Source organism: Portibacter lacus (assembly GCF_021533215.1).
Taxonomy (GTDB): Bacteria; Bacteroidota; Bacteroidia; order Chitinophagales; family Saprospiraceae; genus Portibacter; species Portibacter lacus.
In genome coordinates this window covers 189,898-208,818 of the sequence record NZ_JAJNKA010000006.1, presented here as the reverse complement: position 1 = coordinate 208,818, position 18,921 = coordinate 189,898, and the positions used below count along the sequence as shown (strand labels likewise).

General features: G+C 36.2%; 17 protein-coding genes. 4 read left to right on the top strand and 13 right to left on the bottom strand.

The window, feature by feature from the left end; genetic code table 11:
• Window positions 1–5 precede the first annotated feature (5 nt).
• Both L2586_RS12085 and L2586_RS12080 read left to right on the top strand, forming a co-directional pair.
• The gene (locus L2586_RS12085; protein ID WP_235293161.1) at window positions 6–530 is read left to right on the top strand and encodes a DUF4252 domain-containing protein; all 525 of its coding nucleotides are present in this window, start codon (window positions 6–8) and stop codon (window positions 528–530) included.
• A 24-nt stretch (window positions 531–554) separates the two neighbouring features.
• Complete coding sequence (locus L2586_RS12080; protein ID WP_235293160.1) at window positions 555–1,022, top strand: DUF4252 domain-containing protein; 468 nt, start codon at window positions 555–557, stop codon at window positions 1,020–1,022.
• A 60-nt stretch (window positions 1,023–1,082) separates the two neighbouring features.
• Here L2586_RS12080 and L2586_RS12075 read toward each other — a convergent pair whose 3' ends face one another.
• From L2586_RS12075 to L2586_RS12055, 5 genes are all read right to left on the bottom strand, one after another.
• The gene (locus tag L2586_RS12075; RefSeq protein WP_235293159.1) at window positions 1,083–1,841 is read right to left on the bottom strand and encodes a LytR/AlgR family response regulator transcription factor; all 759 of its coding nucleotides are present in this window, start codon (window positions 1,839–1,841) and stop codon (window positions 1,083–1,085) included.
• A 3-nt stretch (window positions 1,842–1,844) separates the two neighbouring features.
• Window positions 1,845–4,814 carry a sensor histidine kinase gene (locus tag L2586_RS12070; RefSeq protein WP_235293158.1) on the bottom strand — a complete coding sequence of 990 codons (2,970 nt, stop codon included), beginning with the start codon at window positions 4,812–4,814 and terminating at the stop codon, window positions 1,845–1,847.
• Window positions 4,815–4,839: 25 nt separating this feature from the next.
• Entirely contained in the window at window positions 4,840–7,260 is a 2,421-nt protein-coding gene (locus tag L2586_RS12065) for a tail fiber domain-containing protein (RefSeq protein ID WP_235293157.1), read from the bottom strand.
• 126 nt (window positions 7,261–7,386) lie between these two features.
• On the bottom strand, window positions 7,387–8,829 hold the full coding sequence (locus L2586_RS12060) for a zinc metalloprotease (protein WP_235293156.1): 1,443 nt from the start codon (window positions 8,827–8,829) through the stop codon (window positions 7,387–7,389).
• 35 nt (window positions 8,830–8,864) lie between these two features.
• A complete protein-coding gene (locus tag L2586_RS12055; protein ID WP_235293155.1) occupies window positions 8,865–9,215 on the bottom strand; it encodes an arsenate reductase family protein in 351 nt (116 codons plus the stop codon).
• Window positions 9,216–9,262: 47 nt separating this feature from the next.
• Here L2586_RS12055 and L2586_RS12050 point away from each other — a divergent pair, with 47 nt between their 5' ends.
• A complete protein-coding gene (locus L2586_RS12050; protein WP_235293154.1) occupies window positions 9,263–10,117 on the top strand; it encodes a nucleoside phosphorylase in 855 nt (284 codons plus the stop codon).
• Window positions 10,118–10,246: 129 nt separating this feature from the next.
• Here the strand turns inward: L2586_RS12050 and L2586_RS12045 are convergent, their stop codons facing one another.
• Genes L2586_RS12045 through L2586_RS12035 form a run of 3 tightly spaced genes read right to left on the bottom strand, consistent with a single transcriptional unit; the run spans window position 10,247 to window position 14,429 of the window.
• Window positions 10,247–11,107, bottom strand: coding sequence for a UbiA family prenyltransferase (locus L2586_RS12045; RefSeq protein WP_235293153.1), 861 nt, complete (start codon window positions 11,105–11,107; stop codon window positions 10,247–10,249).
• A complete protein-coding gene (locus tag L2586_RS12040) occupies window positions 11,104–13,224 on the bottom strand; it encodes a T9SS type B sorting domain-containing protein (protein ID WP_235293152.1) in 2,121 nt (706 codons plus the stop codon). Before L2586_RS12040 ends, L2586_RS12045 begins: the two co-directional genes overlap by 4 nt.
• A 50-nt stretch (window positions 13,225–13,274) precedes the next feature.
• On the bottom strand, window positions 13,275–14,429 hold the full coding sequence (locus tag L2586_RS12035) for a serine hydrolase domain-containing protein (RefSeq protein ID WP_235293151.1): 1,155 nt from the start codon (window positions 14,427–14,429) through the stop codon (window positions 13,275–13,277).
• Window positions 14,430–14,800: 371 nt separating this feature from the next.
• On the opposite strand from L2586_RS12035, the gene L2586_RS12030 reads away from it, so the two are divergent.
• Window positions 14,801–15,499 carry a hypothetical protein gene (locus L2586_RS12030; RefSeq protein ID WP_235293150.1) on the top strand — a complete coding sequence of 233 codons (699 nt, stop codon included), beginning with the start codon at window positions 14,801–14,803 and terminating at the stop codon, window positions 15,497–15,499.
• A gap of 31 nt (window positions 15,500–15,530) precedes the next feature.
• On the opposite strand, the gene L2586_RS12025 is transcribed toward L2586_RS12030, so the two are convergent.
• The 5 genes from L2586_RS12025 to L2586_RS12005 all read right to left on the bottom strand — a co-directional run bounded on the left by L2586_RS12025 (window position 15,531) and on the right by L2586_RS12005 (window position 18,697).
• Window positions 15,531–16,088: a hypothetical protein gene (locus tag L2586_RS12025; protein ID WP_235293149.1), complete on the bottom strand. Its 558-nt coding sequence runs from the start codon at window positions 16,086–16,088 to the stop codon at window positions 15,531–15,533.
• Window positions 16,089–16,373: 285 nt separating this feature from the next.
• Complete coding sequence (locus tag L2586_RS12020; protein ID WP_235293148.1) at window positions 16,374–16,643, bottom strand: hypothetical protein; 270 nt, start codon at window positions 16,641–16,643, stop codon at window positions 16,374–16,376.
• A gap of 38 nt (window positions 16,644–16,681) precedes the next feature.
• Window positions 16,682–16,951 carry a hypothetical protein gene (locus L2586_RS12015; protein WP_235293147.1) on the bottom strand — a complete coding sequence of 90 codons (270 nt, stop codon included), beginning with the start codon at window positions 16,949–16,951 and terminating at the stop codon, window positions 16,682–16,684.
• A gap of 120 nt (window positions 16,952–17,071) precedes the next feature.
• The gene (locus L2586_RS12010) at window positions 17,072–17,314 is read right to left on the bottom strand and encodes a hypothetical protein (RefSeq protein ID WP_235293146.1); all 243 of its coding nucleotides are present in this window, start codon (window positions 17,312–17,314) and stop codon (window positions 17,072–17,074) included.
• A 300-nt stretch (window positions 17,315–17,614) separates the two neighbouring features.
• A complete protein-coding gene (locus L2586_RS12005) occupies window positions 17,615–18,697 on the bottom strand; it encodes an amidohydrolase family protein (protein ID WP_235293145.1) in 1,083 nt (360 codons plus the stop codon).
• Between the last annotated feature and the right edge of the window lie 224 nt (window positions 18,698–18,921).

Here is an 18,921-nt window from a genome sequence, read left to right as displayed (position 1 = left end):
ATCCAATGAAAAACCTCTATATACTTGCATTGCTTTTATTTGTAACAAACATTGCATTTTCCCAAACCAGATCCCTTAACAAGTTCATAAATCACCATAAGGTAGAAGATCATGCACTTGCTATCAATGTTCCAGGATGGATGCTGGATGCAATCGGACTTTCATCAAATTTTATAGATGACGATGATGTAGAAGCGAAAGAGCTTTTAAAATTGACCGATAAAATTAGCAGGATTAGATTCCTAATTATCGATGATGGACCTGAGGTGGAAAAGAAAGATATTAATAAACTGCTCAAAGGCTTGCAGAACGAGCAATTCGAAGAGTTGTTATCCGTTAGAAGTGAAGGCACTCAAGTTCGTTTATTAATTCGTGAGAAGCGAAATCAAATCAGAAATATTGCCGCATTTATCAATAGTGAAGATGCAACCATCTTAATGAGTCTTTCAGGAAGATTCAAAATCGAAGATCTCAAGAATCTTAAAATCTGGGATTACGACAAAGACGAGGAAGAACTCCTTTCTATTTAAACAAACTCAATTAAAACAAATATTATGACCAAGTTAGCTATCATTAGCCTGTTATTCTTATGCCCATTACTAAGCTCTAATTTCAACCAATTCTTAGAAGACTTTGTAGAAGATAGAGAATGCTCTAAAATATCGTTGAGTGGAAATTTATTCTCTTTCAAGAACAGCGACAATGTCAAATCAGAAATTGACAATTTCCAGCTGTACATCTTTGACGAAGAGGATTACCTTTCTAAAAATGATGTTTCTAAAATTAAGAATGCTGTCAGAAAAAACAACTTGGAATTATTGAATTCCATAAAATCTAAAGGAAACTTAATAGAAATCTATGTCAATGAGAAAAATGGGATTATCTCCGAGCTTTTCATGATCGTGAAGGGAGATGATAGTAGTGTTTTGTTCAACGCAACTGGGAAGATAAGATTTGAAGATTTTAAGAATATCGACTTAGACTTCGATGGATCTGAAGAATTAAAAAATTATAAAAATTAATAACCGTTCTAGATTGTGAAAAGAAAAGTTGCTTCTGGCTGAGGCAACTTTTTTTTTGTTTTAAGACAAGGTCATCTTATCCATTGCCATCACGAACTTGTCTTTCTTATTCCTAGAAATAATCGCTTCATCGCCATTAACGAGAACCGCAATATTATCACCTTTGATGTACTTTCTTACGCACTTCAGATTAATCAAATGTGATTGGTGAGTTCTGAAAAAATTAAATTTCGAAAGCATCTCATCGTAAATTTTAATGACTTTAGAAACCGTGTGACAATCACCATTCCTCAGGAAAATTTGGCTGTAAGCTCCCATAGCCTTTATATGAATAATCTCCGAAATTCGAATATACTCCGTTGTGCTTGTTCCTGAAATCGCAATTAATTGTTCTTCAGAGTCTACCATCATCTTCGTTAACAGATTTCGAATGTTACTTAACTGAACTTTTCCTTTCGTCTCTACGACTTTCTTAACCGAGGAGATCAGTTCATCATCATCTATCGGTTTCAGTAGATAGTTCACCGCAGAATACCTAAAGGCATCGATGGCATACTGATCATATGCAGTAGTAAATATAATCTTGGGTTGATCTTTCTCTTCTAAAGCATTCAAAATATCGAATCCACTTCCATCCTTCAGTTGAATATCCAGAAAAATAATTTCAGGCTTTTGCTCCTTGATGAAATCGATTGATTCTTGAACACCTTCTAGCACACCTATGATGTTTATTTCAGGACAAGAATTCGAAATCATATGACTTAATAATTGTTGATTACGAATTTCATCTTCTATGATCGCAGCAGTTATTAATTCCATAGATTACGCTTTATTTTTTTCGAACATGAGCACAGCACGTGTCCCATTAGCCATATTATTTTTGTATAAATCTTCCATAAAGAAGCTTGATTTAAAATTTAATTTGTTCAAGTTCTTAATTCTTTCTTCTGTTAGAAAGATACCTTTTTTTGTGTTTGTGTTTTTGTAAATTTTCATTTTACTAGCAGCTTCTCTTCCGATCCCATTATCTTCTATAATGATTTTCACCATTCCATTTTCCTCCATCAGTTCGATAACAATGAGACTGTGCTCTTTTTTGTTAAGAAGTCCATGCTTAATGGCATTCTCTAGTTGTGGTTGAATAAAAAATGGCGGGATTAATATGTTTTCCGGATTTTCAACCTTGTTATTTATTTGATATTCAAAAGCATCAGAGAATCTTAATAATTCTAGGTCAAGGTAATTTCTAATGAAGTCTAATTCCTCCGAAAGCTTAATTTTCTGATGAGTCGAATATTGAATAACATGTCTTAACAACTTAGAATACTTAGACAGATAGATTTCTGCTGTTTTCGTTTCATTACTGGTGATCAACTGCTTTATAGAGCTCAGTGCATTAAAAATGAAGTGCGGATTCATCTGAGAGTTTAGTGCGGTCAGCTCTAACCTTGCTAGTTCTTCTTGTAGGATCAGTTTCTCTTGAATTCTAGAGTTTTTCACTTTTTGATACTTAAAAAGTCCGAGCGTAATTCCCGCTAAGCACAAAAACGCAAGTCCTGTTAACAACGCAAAGTTTTCATACCACTTTTGTTTTATCGTTGCTTCTAACTCTTTAACTTTACTAGTCACGCTACCATATTCATCGACAGATCTAAATTCCAAGTTCATTTTCCCTGGCTTAGGATTGTATAACACAAATCGGTTCTTTCCACTCAGATTTAACCAGGCACCTTCTTGATCTATTCTGGCTTGGAAAGTATTTCTTCCTCCGGAACTTGCTTGTGGGGTGGTCACCTTAACTTCTAATATTTTAACATCATTAGGAATTTTTATTTTCTGATCAGGATCAATAAATTGTGGGACGCCATTGAAATAAACCTGATCAATTAAGATTTCATTTATTGTATTTTGTAGCTCTAAACCTTCATCTATGATTTGGTCTATACCATTTTCTCCTCCAAAAAAAATCCTTCCATGCTCATCTTTGTAAGAAGACCTTAGGTTATAATTCTTATTAATCAGTCCTTGCTTGTAGTTGAATGATTTGATTTCAAAAGATGGGAGGGAAACCCGTAATATCTTATCTCTAGCACTAGCAAATAAGACCGAATCACTTGCGAAAACTACATTTGTAAAAAAATGGTCTTTAGTATTTACCTTTTCTTTTTTACCATTTAGATGCTTAATTATCAAACCATTATCCATTGCCAGTGCAATCAGTTTTTTATTAGGTGAGATATCAGCGTGGTTAATTTTAGTGATTTTTAATGAATCATGTAGTACACTTACCAAGATACTAGCAACATCTACTTCATCCTCATTTAAGTTATAATTGATGAGTCCTAAATTAGCCGATCCTAATATTAAATTCGATTCATCCTTTTGCAAAATAGCATTGATCGCATTACCAGCATTCGGATTAAATGTGGGTATTTCTATTTTTTTAACTACACCATTAGCTTTATTTACTTTAAATGCATTCTTATAACCTCCTAAACAATAGTAATTATCGTTTTCAACTGCGCTTCTTATAATTCCAGGAAATTCTACTGCTTCTTCGAACCCTGTTTCTGTGTTGTATACTTGAAAATAATTGAACATACACACGCCTATCCTACCCTTTCCGAAATCTACTAGGCTAGATATAAAATCATCCGCTAGTTTGCTGTTATTATCTGTAAAATGCTCGAGTTTATTTGTCTTTTTATGATAAACGTAAAGTCCTTTATTGGTTATGCTCATTAATATTTTATCCGCCATCACCACCATATCATTCACACTTCCTATATTCTTGGAAAGGTAAGTTGGAGTAAACGGACTATCATTAATGATATAATGCAGGTTTTTACTGAATAGCCAAGTCCTTTGCTTAGAATCTTGAAATGGTTGCCGTAAAAACCTCTCTTCTCCTAGTTCATATAGTGACTCTAAAATATGCTGAATTTCTTCTTTTTCAAAATCTACGATTTCAATAAACAATCCATTCACAGGAAACGAAAGCAGACGATTATTCTCAAGCCAAACGTAATGTCTAGAGCTCTTATAATTCTTATATGGTTGATATGATGGACCTATGAACTGTTTCAACTTAGGTTCATAATAGGAGATATGATTGCCATTCTGCAAGTATGCTACCCACACTTTACGCTCACTATCCTTGAAAAATCGAGCTTCATTATAATTTTCAAAAGTCTCTACATGCTTGGTCTCAAGATTAGCGATTTGTACAGATGTAGGTGTTGCAGCGTAGATCAGTTCATCTTGAATGGTAATGTCATTGATACTTTTAGAATTCAATGACGCTAGTTCAACTTTTCTATATTTCGCTTGGTCTCTTTTAAATATTTCCAAGCCGTATTCACTGAGCACAAAGAGGTAATTCTTATAGGTAAGTATCTTTTTTATACTTTTTGCTTCAAATTTCTGATTAGAATTAAGTAATTCTTGAAAACTGGAAAAGCTTCCTTTTTGATCAATGGTGTACAATCCTTGATAAGAAGTTCCAATCCAAAAATAGTCTTCACTTCTATGCAGTGAAAGGCAATTCTTTGATGGTAAATTTATGGCTTCTGGGTAGATATCTTCTATTTTCTCAAAATTACTTCCATCATAGCGAGAAATTCCATCGAAGCCATAAAACCATAAAAATCTAGACTTTTCTTCATACATTCCGACGATACCAGAATAGATCTCAACCTCCTCCTTTGAGAAATTAACGGTTTGCAAAAATTGAGCATTTAATTTTAGTACAAGAATAAAACAGAACCCAATATGTATTAAAGTTTTTCTCATAATGCTTTAAATTTAAGGATAAAGTTTAATGTTGCACTAATGATTTGGATTCTATCAATTTGGACAACAGAACTTTAATCTCAGCCATTTCTTCTTTTACATTAGCGAGTTGAAGTTCTTGATTTTCTATCTTTATTTTCTGTTGTTCAATGATTTCTTGTTGCTCTTGGACTGCTTTAACTAGCGGTACAACAAAGGCTGCATAACGAATTCCGTAAAAATCCTTTTTATTTTTGGGCGCATCTATACCTGAGAAGTCGTAACCTAAAGACTTTGCAACGGCCTCCACTTCTTGTGCGATGAATCCACTACGAATTAAAGTAGGTGCCTCACTTTGATCTATATATCTTCTATTTCTTTCCTCACCATATTCTCGTAAATAAAAGTCACGTACTGCATTCATATCTAACTTATAAGTAACTGGTCGAATGCGTTTTATAAATTCTAGCCCAACTACATTTTCCTCAACATCTTTTTTGAATTGCCCATCACTTACATTCGTCCAGTTAGCAAATCCGCCTATGGAAGTAACATCCTCATTCCCTATTCTCACTTGATGCGCCGCGGTACAATCTGCATCATTGCCTATCCCTGTATTATTTCCATTATCATTTATAGAGTTAGCAGAATAACCAATTGCTGTTCTTCGATGTCTTGTGGAATTAGCGAACAACGCGAAGACACCTACTGCGGTGTTTTCTTCGCCGTCCATATTACTGTGCAGCGCTGAATATCCGATAGCGGTGTTATAATCGGCCTTATTTTGGTACATACTGGAAGGTCCGATAGCAGTATTTCCTATTCCAGAGACATTTCTTAACAAGGATTGATATCCAACCCCAATATTATTATACCCAGTCTTGTTTGCATATTGTGATTTAAAACCAATGGCTACTTGTCCATGATAGAATGCATCTTCAACAGACTGGTACAATGCAGAATCACCGATTGCTACACTTCCTTTCTGGCTCGTTGCTAGTGCAAGAGCAGAATCTCCTATCCCTATGTTCGCTTCACCTGTTGAATTATATAGCAATGCTCCGTTACCGATCGCTACATTTCTATTACTATTATTCCTAGCTAATGCATATCTTCCTATTGCAATATTCTGATTACTGTTATAGGAATATGCTTGTGCATATTGACCAATACTAATATTTTGACTGCCTGCAACATTAAATGGCAGCGCCGAATTTCCAATGGCAACATTACCAGTTCCTGAAACATTCTCCCGTAACGCTCCACTACCTATTGCAACATTGCCATTTCCTTCTATGTTGTTATGCAGAGATCGAAATCCTAATCCAGTATTAGAATAACCTATGGTATTTTCAAACAGAGATTTGTAACCGATGGCTGTATTCGCATGTGTATCATTAAGATTCGAACCTAATCCATCATGAAAAAGTGCAGAATCCCCTACAGCAACATTATTGGAAAGTCTATAATTATAATTCGCACCATTACCTATAGACACATTGTTATTTCCATCTTGATTCAAATTTAAACTGCCAAAGCCTAAAGAAATATTACCATTTCCTGTATTGGTAGAACTCCCGGCAAGGACACCAATTGCCACATTTCTTTCTCCTGTGGTAGTTCGCCATAATGCATTAGTCCCTACTCCGATATTATAACGACCTGAGCGATTCCGCAATAATGCTCGGTGACCTAGAGCTATATTGCTATTACCTTCAGAATTATATTCTAATGTCTTATGACCTATAGCAATGTTCCCAGAACCGGTCACATTCCCTTTTAAAGCATCTGTTCCAATGGCAATACTTTCCCATCCAACATCATTATTTCTCAATGCTGCTTTTCCGATAGCGATATTATTATTCCCTTGTGTTGTTCCACCAGCATTTTGTCCATTAAAATAAAGAGACGAATCACCGATAGCAATGTTACCAATTCTATCTTCTGCGGTAAATAACGCACTCGAACCAACAGCAATATTGCTATTGTTTAGATTATTCATCCTACCAGCATCTATACCGATTAGAATGCTCTTGTTATCTTTTGACTGCTCAAGTCTAGGGCCTACAATTGCCCACTGCTGAACGCCTTCTGTAATAAATCGAATAATATCATCATCAGGAGATTGTTCTAATTCGATATAAGTATCTTCATCTGAGTCTACGAACTTTGAAACAAATGAAATAGCGGAAAAGCCTGTTCCATTCCAAAAATAAAATTCATTTTCATCCGTATCAAATACCATCATACCTGCTTCCTCTGTCCCTAGCGAACCAGCAAAAGTATTTCTTAGTACAGTAGTCATACGAGGGATTAAGAGACCCTTATTATCGGAATTAATATCAAGTATGGCATTCTCATTCGGTTCTGAATTGTTTTCACTTATACCTATCGATTGTGCGAACAGAGAAGGGAAAGTATAAATCAGCATAGTTAGGAACAAAAAAAATTTAAGGGTACGTTTCATTTTAGATCTGGTTTTTAATTATATCCACAAATCTAGTCTGAGACTCCCATTATATCTTGTGCATTTAATCAGTGGTTACTCCTAATTGATATTGTCACCGATTAGCTTTATATCCCTATAAATCAACTATTCCGTAATCCTGAGTTCCGCGCCTTGTCTCACGATAATACTATTAGTACTTTTCAGTTCAAATGGAGACCGCTCGCAATATTTTTCTATGATAATAAGACCCTCATAGCAGTCTGACGGAGGATCTAATTTGTTCCAATTCGCAGGATCATACCAATTGCTTCCTGGTCCAATGAATCTATAATTGCTATTGTTCACTAAGATTTCTGTCGTTTCTCCACTGCCTAATTGACCATTAGAAATAATAAGATCTTCATACGTACTTGTCAATGTATAACTTCCCGTTCCTTCATTGCAACATAATCCATCTCCATAACTATCATCTATGGAAAATGAATAGGTTCCGTCTGGCACACAAGTGGAAACATGAAGTGAAGTGTTCGCAAGCGTATTAGGATAGTAAACTGAATTCATTACAGTTTCTGAGGTTTCAGCATTTCTTAAGACCCAAGAAATATCAGCAGGATAATCATCAAAGTTGATTGTTAAAAACAACTTATTACACTCCAGCGGTTCTCCACAACCTTTCGAAGTCAATAAACTTGTCCTAAATCCTCCAGGTTCAAACAATGCCCGCATTCTATTTTTCTGTCCTATTGTAAATAGATTCATGCATACGTCATCCGAATAATCCATGTAGTTCTGTACCATATCTACACTTCCGCATGAAATATGACCTGGGTTGCATCCGTAGTTATGGTCATCAGAAACGGGTGTGTCACTCACAAAATCATCGTAAAAACAATCTCCATCACCCCAGATATGCCTTAGATTTAACCAGTGACCAACTTCATGTGTAGTCGTTCTTCCCAGATTAAAATCTTCCTTCAGATTTCCTATCCTTCCGAAACTTAAGTAATCTGTCACCACGCCATCATAAAGCTCTGGATCTGAATATTCAGGAAATCGAGCAAATCCCAGCAATCCTGAAATATCGCAAACCCAAATATTGAGATAATCCTGATATGGCCAAGGATCTATTCCTCCAGTTGCACTCGATTTCATTGTAAATTTAGAATAGAACTTAATACTGTCAGTTTGAGTTCTGGTAATTCCACACGTGGCATCACCATAAGGGTCTCTACTAGCAAGGCAAAATTCAATTTCCGCATCAGCTGCCTGCCCCCAGAGATTATCTGCATCAGCATTTAATCTTCTGAAATCTTCATTAAGAACGTCTATTTGAGATTGAATCTGAGCATCGCTAAGATTTTCGCCTGAATGATTGTAGATTACATGGACAACCACCGGAATGGTAATAATACCACTTGGACCCGCATTACGTTTAATACTGGCATTTTCAGACAGCTTCTGTAAATTTCTAAAAGCAGGATTACTTTTCATCTCTTCTTGAAATTCATCATGGCTTCCACACGATCGCTGACCATAGGAAAAAAGAGATATCAGTGTGAAAAGAAATGTAAAATGAAGGGTGTTCATAGTCTATATTTTTATAGACTTATATCCCTCCTTCGCTAAAGGTTACCCTGAGCTGCTGCGATTACTTTTTTAGAATTCCCTACGAATGCTTTGTCATCGATGATGATAACAGGTCTCTTCAGAAAGGTATATTCACTAAGGATATATTTTCTATAGTCGTCTTCGGTTAGATCCATTTCGTTCAGGCCCATAGAACGATATTTCATCGCTCTCCTATTAAAGAGTGCTTCATACGATCCTTCTTTTTTCGCCAAATCATCTAACTCTTCTGCTGAAATGTGCTTTTCCTTAATGTTTTGAAACTCAAAACCTTCGTGGTGAAGATCTAGATCATTAATAATTCTCTGGCAAGTATTGCAGGTAGACAAGTGATAGATTTTTCTCATTTCAACATATTTTTTTATAGCTTGCAAAGGTATAAAAAATATAATCTATGCCGATTGCTTCTTCCGAATTAATCTTGAATGATGATGGCTCGATATACCATCTTAATCTGCTACCTGGCGATCTAGCCACTACGATCATCACTGTAGGAGACCAAGAACGAGTCTTCGAAATTTCGAAGTACTTTGACGAAATCGAAATAAAAAAACACAAGCGTGAATTCACGTGTCACACGGGTTACATCGGCGCAAAGAGGATTTCTGTGATCTCGACAGGAATCGGAACGGATAACATCGACATTGTTTTCAATGAAATCGATGCTTTATTTAATGTGGACTTTGAAACACGAGAAATTAAAGAAGAAATTACGGTTCTTAATTTTATTCGCCTAGGAACATCTGGGAGTTTACAAGAAGATATTCCTTTAGGTCAATTTTTGATCTCGGAAATAGCAGTAGGCATCGATAACATGAATGCATTCTATGAGGTCCCACCAGCTTTTCAAGATCTTTACACAGATACGAAAGTAACTCGATTCTTCACTAAAAACCTAAATGCTTATAGTGTTAAGGCAGATAAAAGTTTAGTGAATACCTTTGCGAGTCATCCGGAATTTATAAAAGGAAAAACACTAACGTCTATTGGATTTTACGCACCACAAGGTCGTGCAATAAGATATAATATCAAGGCGAATAGCAGGATAAACCAAGTCGTAAGTGCAGGAATAACCAATCTAGAAATGGAAACTTCTGGGATCTATTTGTTAGCGAGTGTACTCGGTCATCGCGCGGTTTCTATCAATGCTATTCTTGCCAATCGACAATTGGGAACTTTTGCTGAAAATCCTGGGAAAGTAGTAGATAATATGATCAAAAAAGCTTTGAATATTATTGTTGAATTATAACACGTAGTTAAGTTCTTTTTGGGTTTAGGTCAATTTTAGAAGTTCATTAACCAGAATACTTACTGTTTCAATGAGATGAGTTGATTTATAGAATAGGATTCAAATCAAGGCTCGATATTATCATTAGTTTTAAGTTGTTAAAATAATCACCGCAAATCCCAATATCATAGCAATAGAAGCGGACATCGCCATTCGCATTGTACTCTTAAAATTAGCTTTTAATGGATCTTTAAAACATTGATATGCCCAAAAGATAAAAAAGCCAGCTGGAAAAATCATGAATGCTTCGAATATTAAAAACGCAGAAGTCGTTAGGATGAAATATAGACAAACATTGGCCAATAAAAACAGAAATCCACTGAAAACAAAGGTACCTCTAACGCCTAGAAGCATACTCATTGTTTGATCTCCCTGCTTTTCATCTTCCTCATGCTGATACACCTGGGTAATCGGATAGATCGCTCCCACAAATAAAGATGCAACCGCAACTTTGAGGGCTAGATCTATAGTCAGCGCAGGAAAATAGTCAAGCCCCTGGATTCCGATAAACATATTATAGAAACTTAGTCCACCTTGAGCAAATGCCACCATGATAAAAGATAAAACAGCATATTTCTTTAGCCTAATTCCTCTATAACTATACGCCCTTGAAAGCAGCATTAGAATAAAGTTGATAGCAAAAAATGGTAAACTGATTAGTAAACTTAAACTAAGTCCAACGATATCTAATAATACAGATGCTTGGTACAATTGCTTCGTAGGTGCCGGCGGATTCTTAATCCCAGCTATACTACTCGTATCTGCATCCATGAAACTATTATAAGCATTACTTGCTGGATAAAAAACAAAGTGAATGAGTATAAAAACTAATGCCGCTTTCCATGTATGAATATTCTCACCACAACTATAGAATGCAAATAAAAATATCGGTAATAAATTGATCGAAAAGGGAATTCTTAATAGTTGTATTGTGCTTCTATAAATGGTCATCGAAGCAAAGTAATATCACCTGAATATTCCCTTGGCGGATTATTATCAATGAATTGTATATCAAAAATGTAAGTGTATACACCTGGTTCGGCTAAGCTGTTGTTAAACATACCATCCCATCCAAAAGTCGTATCACTTATAGGAAAATTCCTCTCCTCATACACTAAATTTCCCCACCGATCAAATATTTTCAAGAGCGCAATTTCTTGTACAGCAATTCCACCGAATGCCGTAAATCGATCATTAAAACCATCATCATTAGGTGAAAAAACATTTGGAATATAGAGTGGATAATTCAGGTCAACATCAATAGCAACTCGATCGGAAAATTCACATCCAAATTCATCGATTGCCGTTAAAGTAAAAGTTGTAGCTCCAAAGGGGAAAACATTCGGATCTAGACAATTCACACAGGATACTTCCGTACCATTAGAATTCCAAGTCCATACAATATCGTAATCTCTCCCATTGTCCGAAACGATTTCCCCTTCTAAGTCAATCATGTCTCCTAGATCGATTAAGGAATCGAGACCTGCATTCACAATAATAGAATCCGGATCGAAGAGATTCAAGTCAATGCTTCCTTCACAACCTTTATCATCTATGACATCAATATTAAAGGTACCATCTGGTAAGTTCATAAATTCAGAACCTGAAACAAATGGGCTTCCATTTATAGAGAAAGTATATCCAGAATTCGATCCGCCAGAAGCTGCTAATTCAAGACTTCCATCGCTAAAATTAGGACAAGTAGGGTCTACCGCATTAACAAGTGTAGGGACCAATGGATCGATATCTTCGCAACATGCTTCAGCGAAAATGTCAAATATTTCAGTTACTTCACATCCATTCACCTGGTCTTTCACCGTTAGAACGATGTACTTCTGACCAAATGTCGTATAATTCACGTCAAATGGCCCTGCCTCCGTACTTGTTTCTGGTGTAGCATCTTCGCCAAAGTACCATTCGTAAGTTAATGGATTACCATTATCCCTACTTCTATCTTCTATCGTAAATGCTTGATCACATCTCAATCCCGTAATCGGTTCTATACTGAATTCAGGCACTGGCCCTGCAAAAGTCCCTGTTCCACCAAAATCAAGATTGTACCCAACACCAGATTGTGAAAAATTCATCACCATTAATCCGTAACTTTTTCCTGCTTCCATTTGTATAGCATTCGCAAAATTATTGTCACCATTTTGGCAACCACAGGATTCTCCGTCTTGTCCATCACCGGATATCAACCCAGTCGGTCCTACGCAGACTGCCCATTGATTCATATTCTGACCTTGGTTCTCACCAGAAATCATATTTCTTATTAATACTTTAGTGTTGCAATTTTCCAGTCCATCTGGAAACTCATATACAACGAAATCTATATCATCGAACTGTTTTAAAGGAGTGATGGTGAATTCTAATGTTCCAGGCTGATCACATGTCCATTTATACCAGTTACTCGCATCTTCTACAACGCCACAAGCTGGAAATTGAATGGCTGGATTAGAACCTAAGTCTAAGTCATCTCTTATACTCCCGAATCCAACAACACTTTCCACTCCTATCGGTGACTTATCACATAATATTCTCGCTTGTCCACAGTCCTGTAAAGGTTCTGGATCTACATTAAAACTATTCAAACACAATCTAAATGATCCTTGGCTATTATTCTTAGCACCAATCATTAAGGTATAATTCTTTCCAGGCACCGTCGTTATAACGATTTCAGCTACATTCACACCCGTTGCAGTAGTCACACAGTTTAACTGATTCAGATTGCCGCAACCTCCTTCATAAATTCCTATTATAGGTTCCGTAAGAAGTAAACCATTTCCAGCATCTTCTCCTTCCACTGTAATCCGAACAAATTTCGTAATCGCCGTAAAGTTGTACCACACGCCTAAAGGTTGAAAGGAGGTCTGACAACCGAATCCTTCAGTTGTATCAATCGTAGCACCTTCTGTAGAAAACAAATCAACATCGTCACTACAGAAATTTTCAAGTTGGGTTAGTTTTATGGATTGCGAACAATTATCATTTAAAGGGACACCGAATTGGGCCTTAAGTGCAATACTTGAAAGGATAAAAAAGAAAAGGAAATGTACTTTTAATCTCATAGACATAAATAATATACGAATCTAGAACGATTTCAATTTTGTTTTTATGATTAATTCATTGCTGAATAGACCTTATTTAAAAAATCTTTAAGATTTCGAGGTTCTAACCATCTGGTAACAATCACAAGCTCATTCTGTTTATCAATCACTATAAAATTACCGCCAAATCCAGCCGCGTAATATACATTTTCATCGATACCTTCCATAAATCGATTACCCTTTTCGTCGTTTAACCACCACATAAAGCCATAACTAGCATTAGCCTCTGATGGTTGGATCGCTAATCTTATCCATTCGCTGCTTATCAGTTGTTCATTCTTCCACTTACCTTCATTCTGGAATAAAAGTCCAAAGCGAGCATGATCAAGGGTAGAAATAAACATACCGCCACCAGAATGCCCACCACCACTTACGGATTGCATTTGTAAGCCATCTATTGGAACCCAAGAATGATCATATCCATACCATCTCCAGGTAGGTGAAGCACCGATCTTATCCATGATTCTTTCTTTTAAAACTAGAGGAAGTGGTTTTCTAAGTACATTTAATAAAGAATAAGCGAGCAGATTTACTCTGACATCATTGTATTCGAATACTTTTCCCGGTTCATTGAAAGATCTATTTTTCCAATCATCAATTTCACCCTCTGATGGTGGTCGATCTGCCCAGTCTTTTCCGCCAAATAATTCACCTGACCAATCTGAAGATTGAGTTAAGAGATGTCTCCAAGTTATTTTGCTGTTATGCCGACCATCAAAGTTTCCATCCCAAATCAAATTTGCAACAGGATCATCTACCTTGAAATATCCATCGTCAACTGCTAGTCCTGCAACCGTAGAAAGATAACTCTTAGTGACACTGAAGGTCATGTCTACTCTATCAACATCGCCCCACTGCTTAAGGATTCTTCCTTTATGTAGAATGATACCTGCTGGTCTTCCTCTATCTTTTGTTGGACCTAAAATTTCATGATAAGGTTCCCTTTCGAAGCCTTTCAAAATGGCAACTTTTAAGTCTATTGCACCTGAATATTCATGTTTTATTGCATAATTCACTACTGAATCTAGCAAGGCATCAGAGAAACCAGCTGCTTTGGAAGTTGTTGTTTCCCAGTCGCCTTTTTCAGGAAAATAAGAATTTGCATTCTGAGCATTTATAGATGTACTCAGGAAGAAAAGTGAGAAGAAGAGGGCTAATTGTTTCATTTGATAAAATCTTGCGTGAACTTATGAAAATTTATCAACTATAACCTTAAATCAAAATGCTATTTTATACCGCATCAAGTCCTACATGTGTATTATTTACACGTGTATTAATAATATTCTTATTTCTAGTATTGAAAAATTTTGGTTTAATCAATGTTTCTGACATTAAGGCCGCTTCAACCATTTAGCGGGACAATCATAGCAGAATATATAATAGAATTGACTCCTAACCAAGTGGTTCTTACCTTAAACTAATCAAGTGTTGTCGTTGACAATTATTGATCCTACATTGACATTATATTTTTAGGTCAATGCAAATTCCTAGGGCGACAACTAAACTTAAACCATTACTTCAAATAAAATCCAATGCTATGCGACTATATCATCTAATCCTCCTTTTTTCATTTGTAAATCTTCTAAATGGTCAAAGCACAGTTGTTATCGAATCCTCTGGAATTGATTCGGCACATTTAATTGTACATCAAGGAAATTTAACAGTTAATGGCGAGGTTAACGCACAGCGAGGAGTAATTTTGGGGACATTAAGTTCTGAAAAACCAGGGGCTATAAAATTTGAAAATGGATTATTTTACGGCTTTGATGGGGCGACATGGATACCTCTAAGCTTGAACAGGGAAAAGTATATTTTAGGTCCATCTAATTTGACAACAGATGGCTCTTTTTCTTATAACTCATTTACAGGACTTGTTGCTGCGGACGCTATGTGTAAAGCAACCTACCCTGAGGAACCTTCTGCACATTTTTACGATGTTAGCGAAATTAATGACGCTATGTCTCATAATAACATGGGTACATTAAGTCTAAATACTGATTACTGGGTAATGTCCACAAGTTATAGGGCGGGAACTGTAGGTAGTAACTTAACGAGTTTTTCCAACTATAATAACTGCTTTAGTTATCTTTCATCAAGTGGTGCATTATCTGAAAGAGGAACGGTTTTCACCTATAGCATTAGTGCACCATATGCTGGACAATTAACTGGCATCAACAGCAACTTCAAAAATAATATTTCCTGTGGGACTCAGCTTCGTCTAGTCTGCGGCAGATAGGAAATTTTATTTATTTGTCTAGATCCGGTTGCTATTTAAATCTATAATTTACACCAATTGAAAGATTGATCTCTGGCTTAAATTCTGATGAAACACCATTGTCCCAAGTAGTGACGTAGTTATATCTATATTTTACATTAGCCGTAAAAGTTAATCGTTCATTTATTACTTGGCCTATACCAAGTCCATATCCGAGACCGACGGCAAATTTAGACTTGATCGGTTCTCCTTGAACTTGAAGCAAATTTTTATTTCGATCACCGAGGTTAAATTCTGGACCATGGGATAGATAGAAAGTTCCTCTTTTTCCAAGGTAATTTCTATACTCGTTCCAAAATTCGAATGTTCCTAGAAATGAATTGGATGATGCAGCATAGTAAGGTGTAAAATTAAAATGGAGTATGTTTTTTTCGGATAAATATCGATTAAAACTAATTAAAATTCCACCGCCGATGGAACTTGTGCTCCCACGTTGTATTCCTATTTCAAATTTAGATAGTTCTGGTTGACCCACAACCTTTTCCGTATTTTGAGCAGATATATTTAATTGAAAAATAGCAAAGCTGAAAATGATGAAGAGTTGTTTCATGATTTGATTTTTATTGTAAGATTATTGCTTTTAAGCTGATTTTTATTGCGAGCTTATTTGGTAAACAAACGAATTAATCTGAGTTTCTGTCGACTTGGAATGTAGAACTATAACATAATTTTAACGATTATGACCTGTTATAAAATGGATCTGAAATAGATGGATCTGTACGCCCGAACGTGGTCTTGCTTGAGAATAGTGATTGTACTTCTCGAAGTTGATCATGATGAAAATTAAAGGACATCATAATAAAGGGATTGCAGAGCCGATAGGTCTGAAATCGTGCTAAAAATGGACCTTTAAGCCCGTAATGAGGGCATACTTGTATCTGGAAATTTTAATTCCTAGTAATATCTTAATTGAGGTTTTAGCAATGACAATCTGTAGGGACTGATGAGCCATTTTTATTCCTTTCAGCTCTGCAATCCTTGCCAGCGCACCTAGCCATTCTCGGCTTACAGATCTAATTGGATCTGTACGCCCGAACGTGGTCTTGCTTGAGAATAATGATTGTACTTCTGGAAGTGAATCATGATGAAAATTAAAGGACATCATAATGAAGGGATTGCAGAGCCGATGGGTATGAAATCGTACTAAAAATGGACCTTTAAGCCCGAAATGAATGTGTACTTGTATCTGGAAAACTTAATTCCTAGTAATATCTTAATTGAGGTTTTAGTAATGACAATCTGTAGGGACTGATGAGCCATTTTTATTCCTTTCAGCTCTGCAATCCTCGCCTTCGCACTATGCCATTCTCGGCTTACAGATCTAAATGGATCTGTACGCCCGAACGTGGTCTTGCTTGAGAATAATGATTGTACTTCTGGAAGTGAATCATGATGAAAATTAAAGGACATCATAATGAAGGGATTGCAGAGCCGATGGGTATGAAATCGTACTAAAAATGGACCTTTAAGCCCGTAATGAATGTATACTCGTATCTGGAAAACTTAATGCCTTGTAATATCTTAATTGAGGTTTTAGTAATGACAATCTGTAGGGACTGATGAGCCATTTTTATGAGCTAACACTCTCCAAAAAACATTCACGCATCTGCTGGTAATCGGACAAGTTCCGCTGGTAATCGGACAAGTCCTGGAGGTGATATCATGAGTTTTTTTTGCCCCATGAGCTCTTACATTCAGCTCTGCAATCCTAGCCTTCGCACTATGCCCTTCTCGGCTTACAGATCTAATTGGATCTGTACGCCCGAACGTGGTCATGCATAAGAATAGTGGGTTGCACTTCTAGCAGTTGATAATGATGAAAATTGAAGGACATCATAATGAAGGGATTGCAGAGCCGATGGGTATAAAATCGCACTAAAAATGGACCTTTAAGCCCGTAATGAGGGCATACTTGTATCTGGAAAATTTAATTCCTAGTAATATCTTAATTGAGGTTTTATCAATGACAATCTGTAGGGACTGATGAGCCATTTTTATTCCTTTCAGCTCTGCAATCCTCGCCAACACACCTAGCCATTCTCGGCTTATAGATCTTAAAATTTATTCCACAGAATCTTACTCCGGAAACATACTTGCATCAATTCCTGGTATCAACTTAATCGCATTTTTATAATACAATTTCTTTAATATTTCATCAGGTAGAGCTAATCCATACATTTTCCAAAAAGCGTGATATCTTTTATAATATGGAAAATACTCATCATCAGATTCTAACACTCTGAAATAAGTAGGATATTCCTCAGGCTTATAAGAATCCTTACCAAACAACACCCTATCTTGATATTTCTCAAAGAATCGATTCGCCGCTCTCGGCTGTCTACCTAGTTCTGCTATAACAGCACCTATCTCAACATACATATTCGGCATCTCATCAAGTAACTCTCCTAACTTTCCTAAGTTATTCGGATACCAGCCCATATGCGCAGCAATGAAATTGGTATTCGGATGCGCTCTAAAGATATTATGTTGTTCTTCTATAATGGTTTCCCATGGCGCTGGATCATTCGGTCCACGCTTACGACGAGAATGCGTTTTCAATTCTAGCCATCTTTCATTTAGAGAATCCATTGGCTCCCAAAAAGACTTCGGGTCTGCACTATGGATAAGCACTGGAATCCCTAGCTCACCACATTTTTCAAATACAGGTCCTATTCGTGGATCATCTATTCTTATTCTTTCTCCCTTCGAATCCACATTTGTCATCCCCTGACTCTTATAAATCTTAAGTCCTCTTGCACCAGTTTTATAATCAAACTCAATCTGCTTTACAGTTTCTGACGTCCAATCTGGTTCATCAATACTTCTCAACTCTATGTTGGTAAAGTTGATAATTCTTGGTTTGTGGACACTTTTATTAACATTTTCCATGATTCCAACCAAGTGCTCCCCTCCTCTACCACTTAGATTTACGATAACTTGCATATTCAGCGAATCCATTTCTCCAATTAACTTACCAAGATCCATCTCTGCCATTCTCCAGTGATGGGAATGTACATCTATGAATGGAAACTTAGCGTGGCTCTTTGGATTTTCAGGAACAACTAATGTCGACGGTGGATCATATGATTCGAAATCCATTTGTTGAGCAAATACTGTAAAACTCATTACGGACAGAAATGCAAGTAGAAAATGTTTCATGTAGGTATATTTATTTTATGAGTTGTCAAAGTTATAAAGTTTTTTGACTCGTCAATTTTGATTTTAGCTTTTCAAAGACAGAATCCTGTATTATAAGGAATTAGACGATAAAATTTATGAAAAAATTAACGCTTAAACCTGCATCTTTATATTTTATAGTTTAACATTTACAAAAATATTAATCAGAGTAGGCAACGTTATTAAATGAACCGGTGTCTACCCAG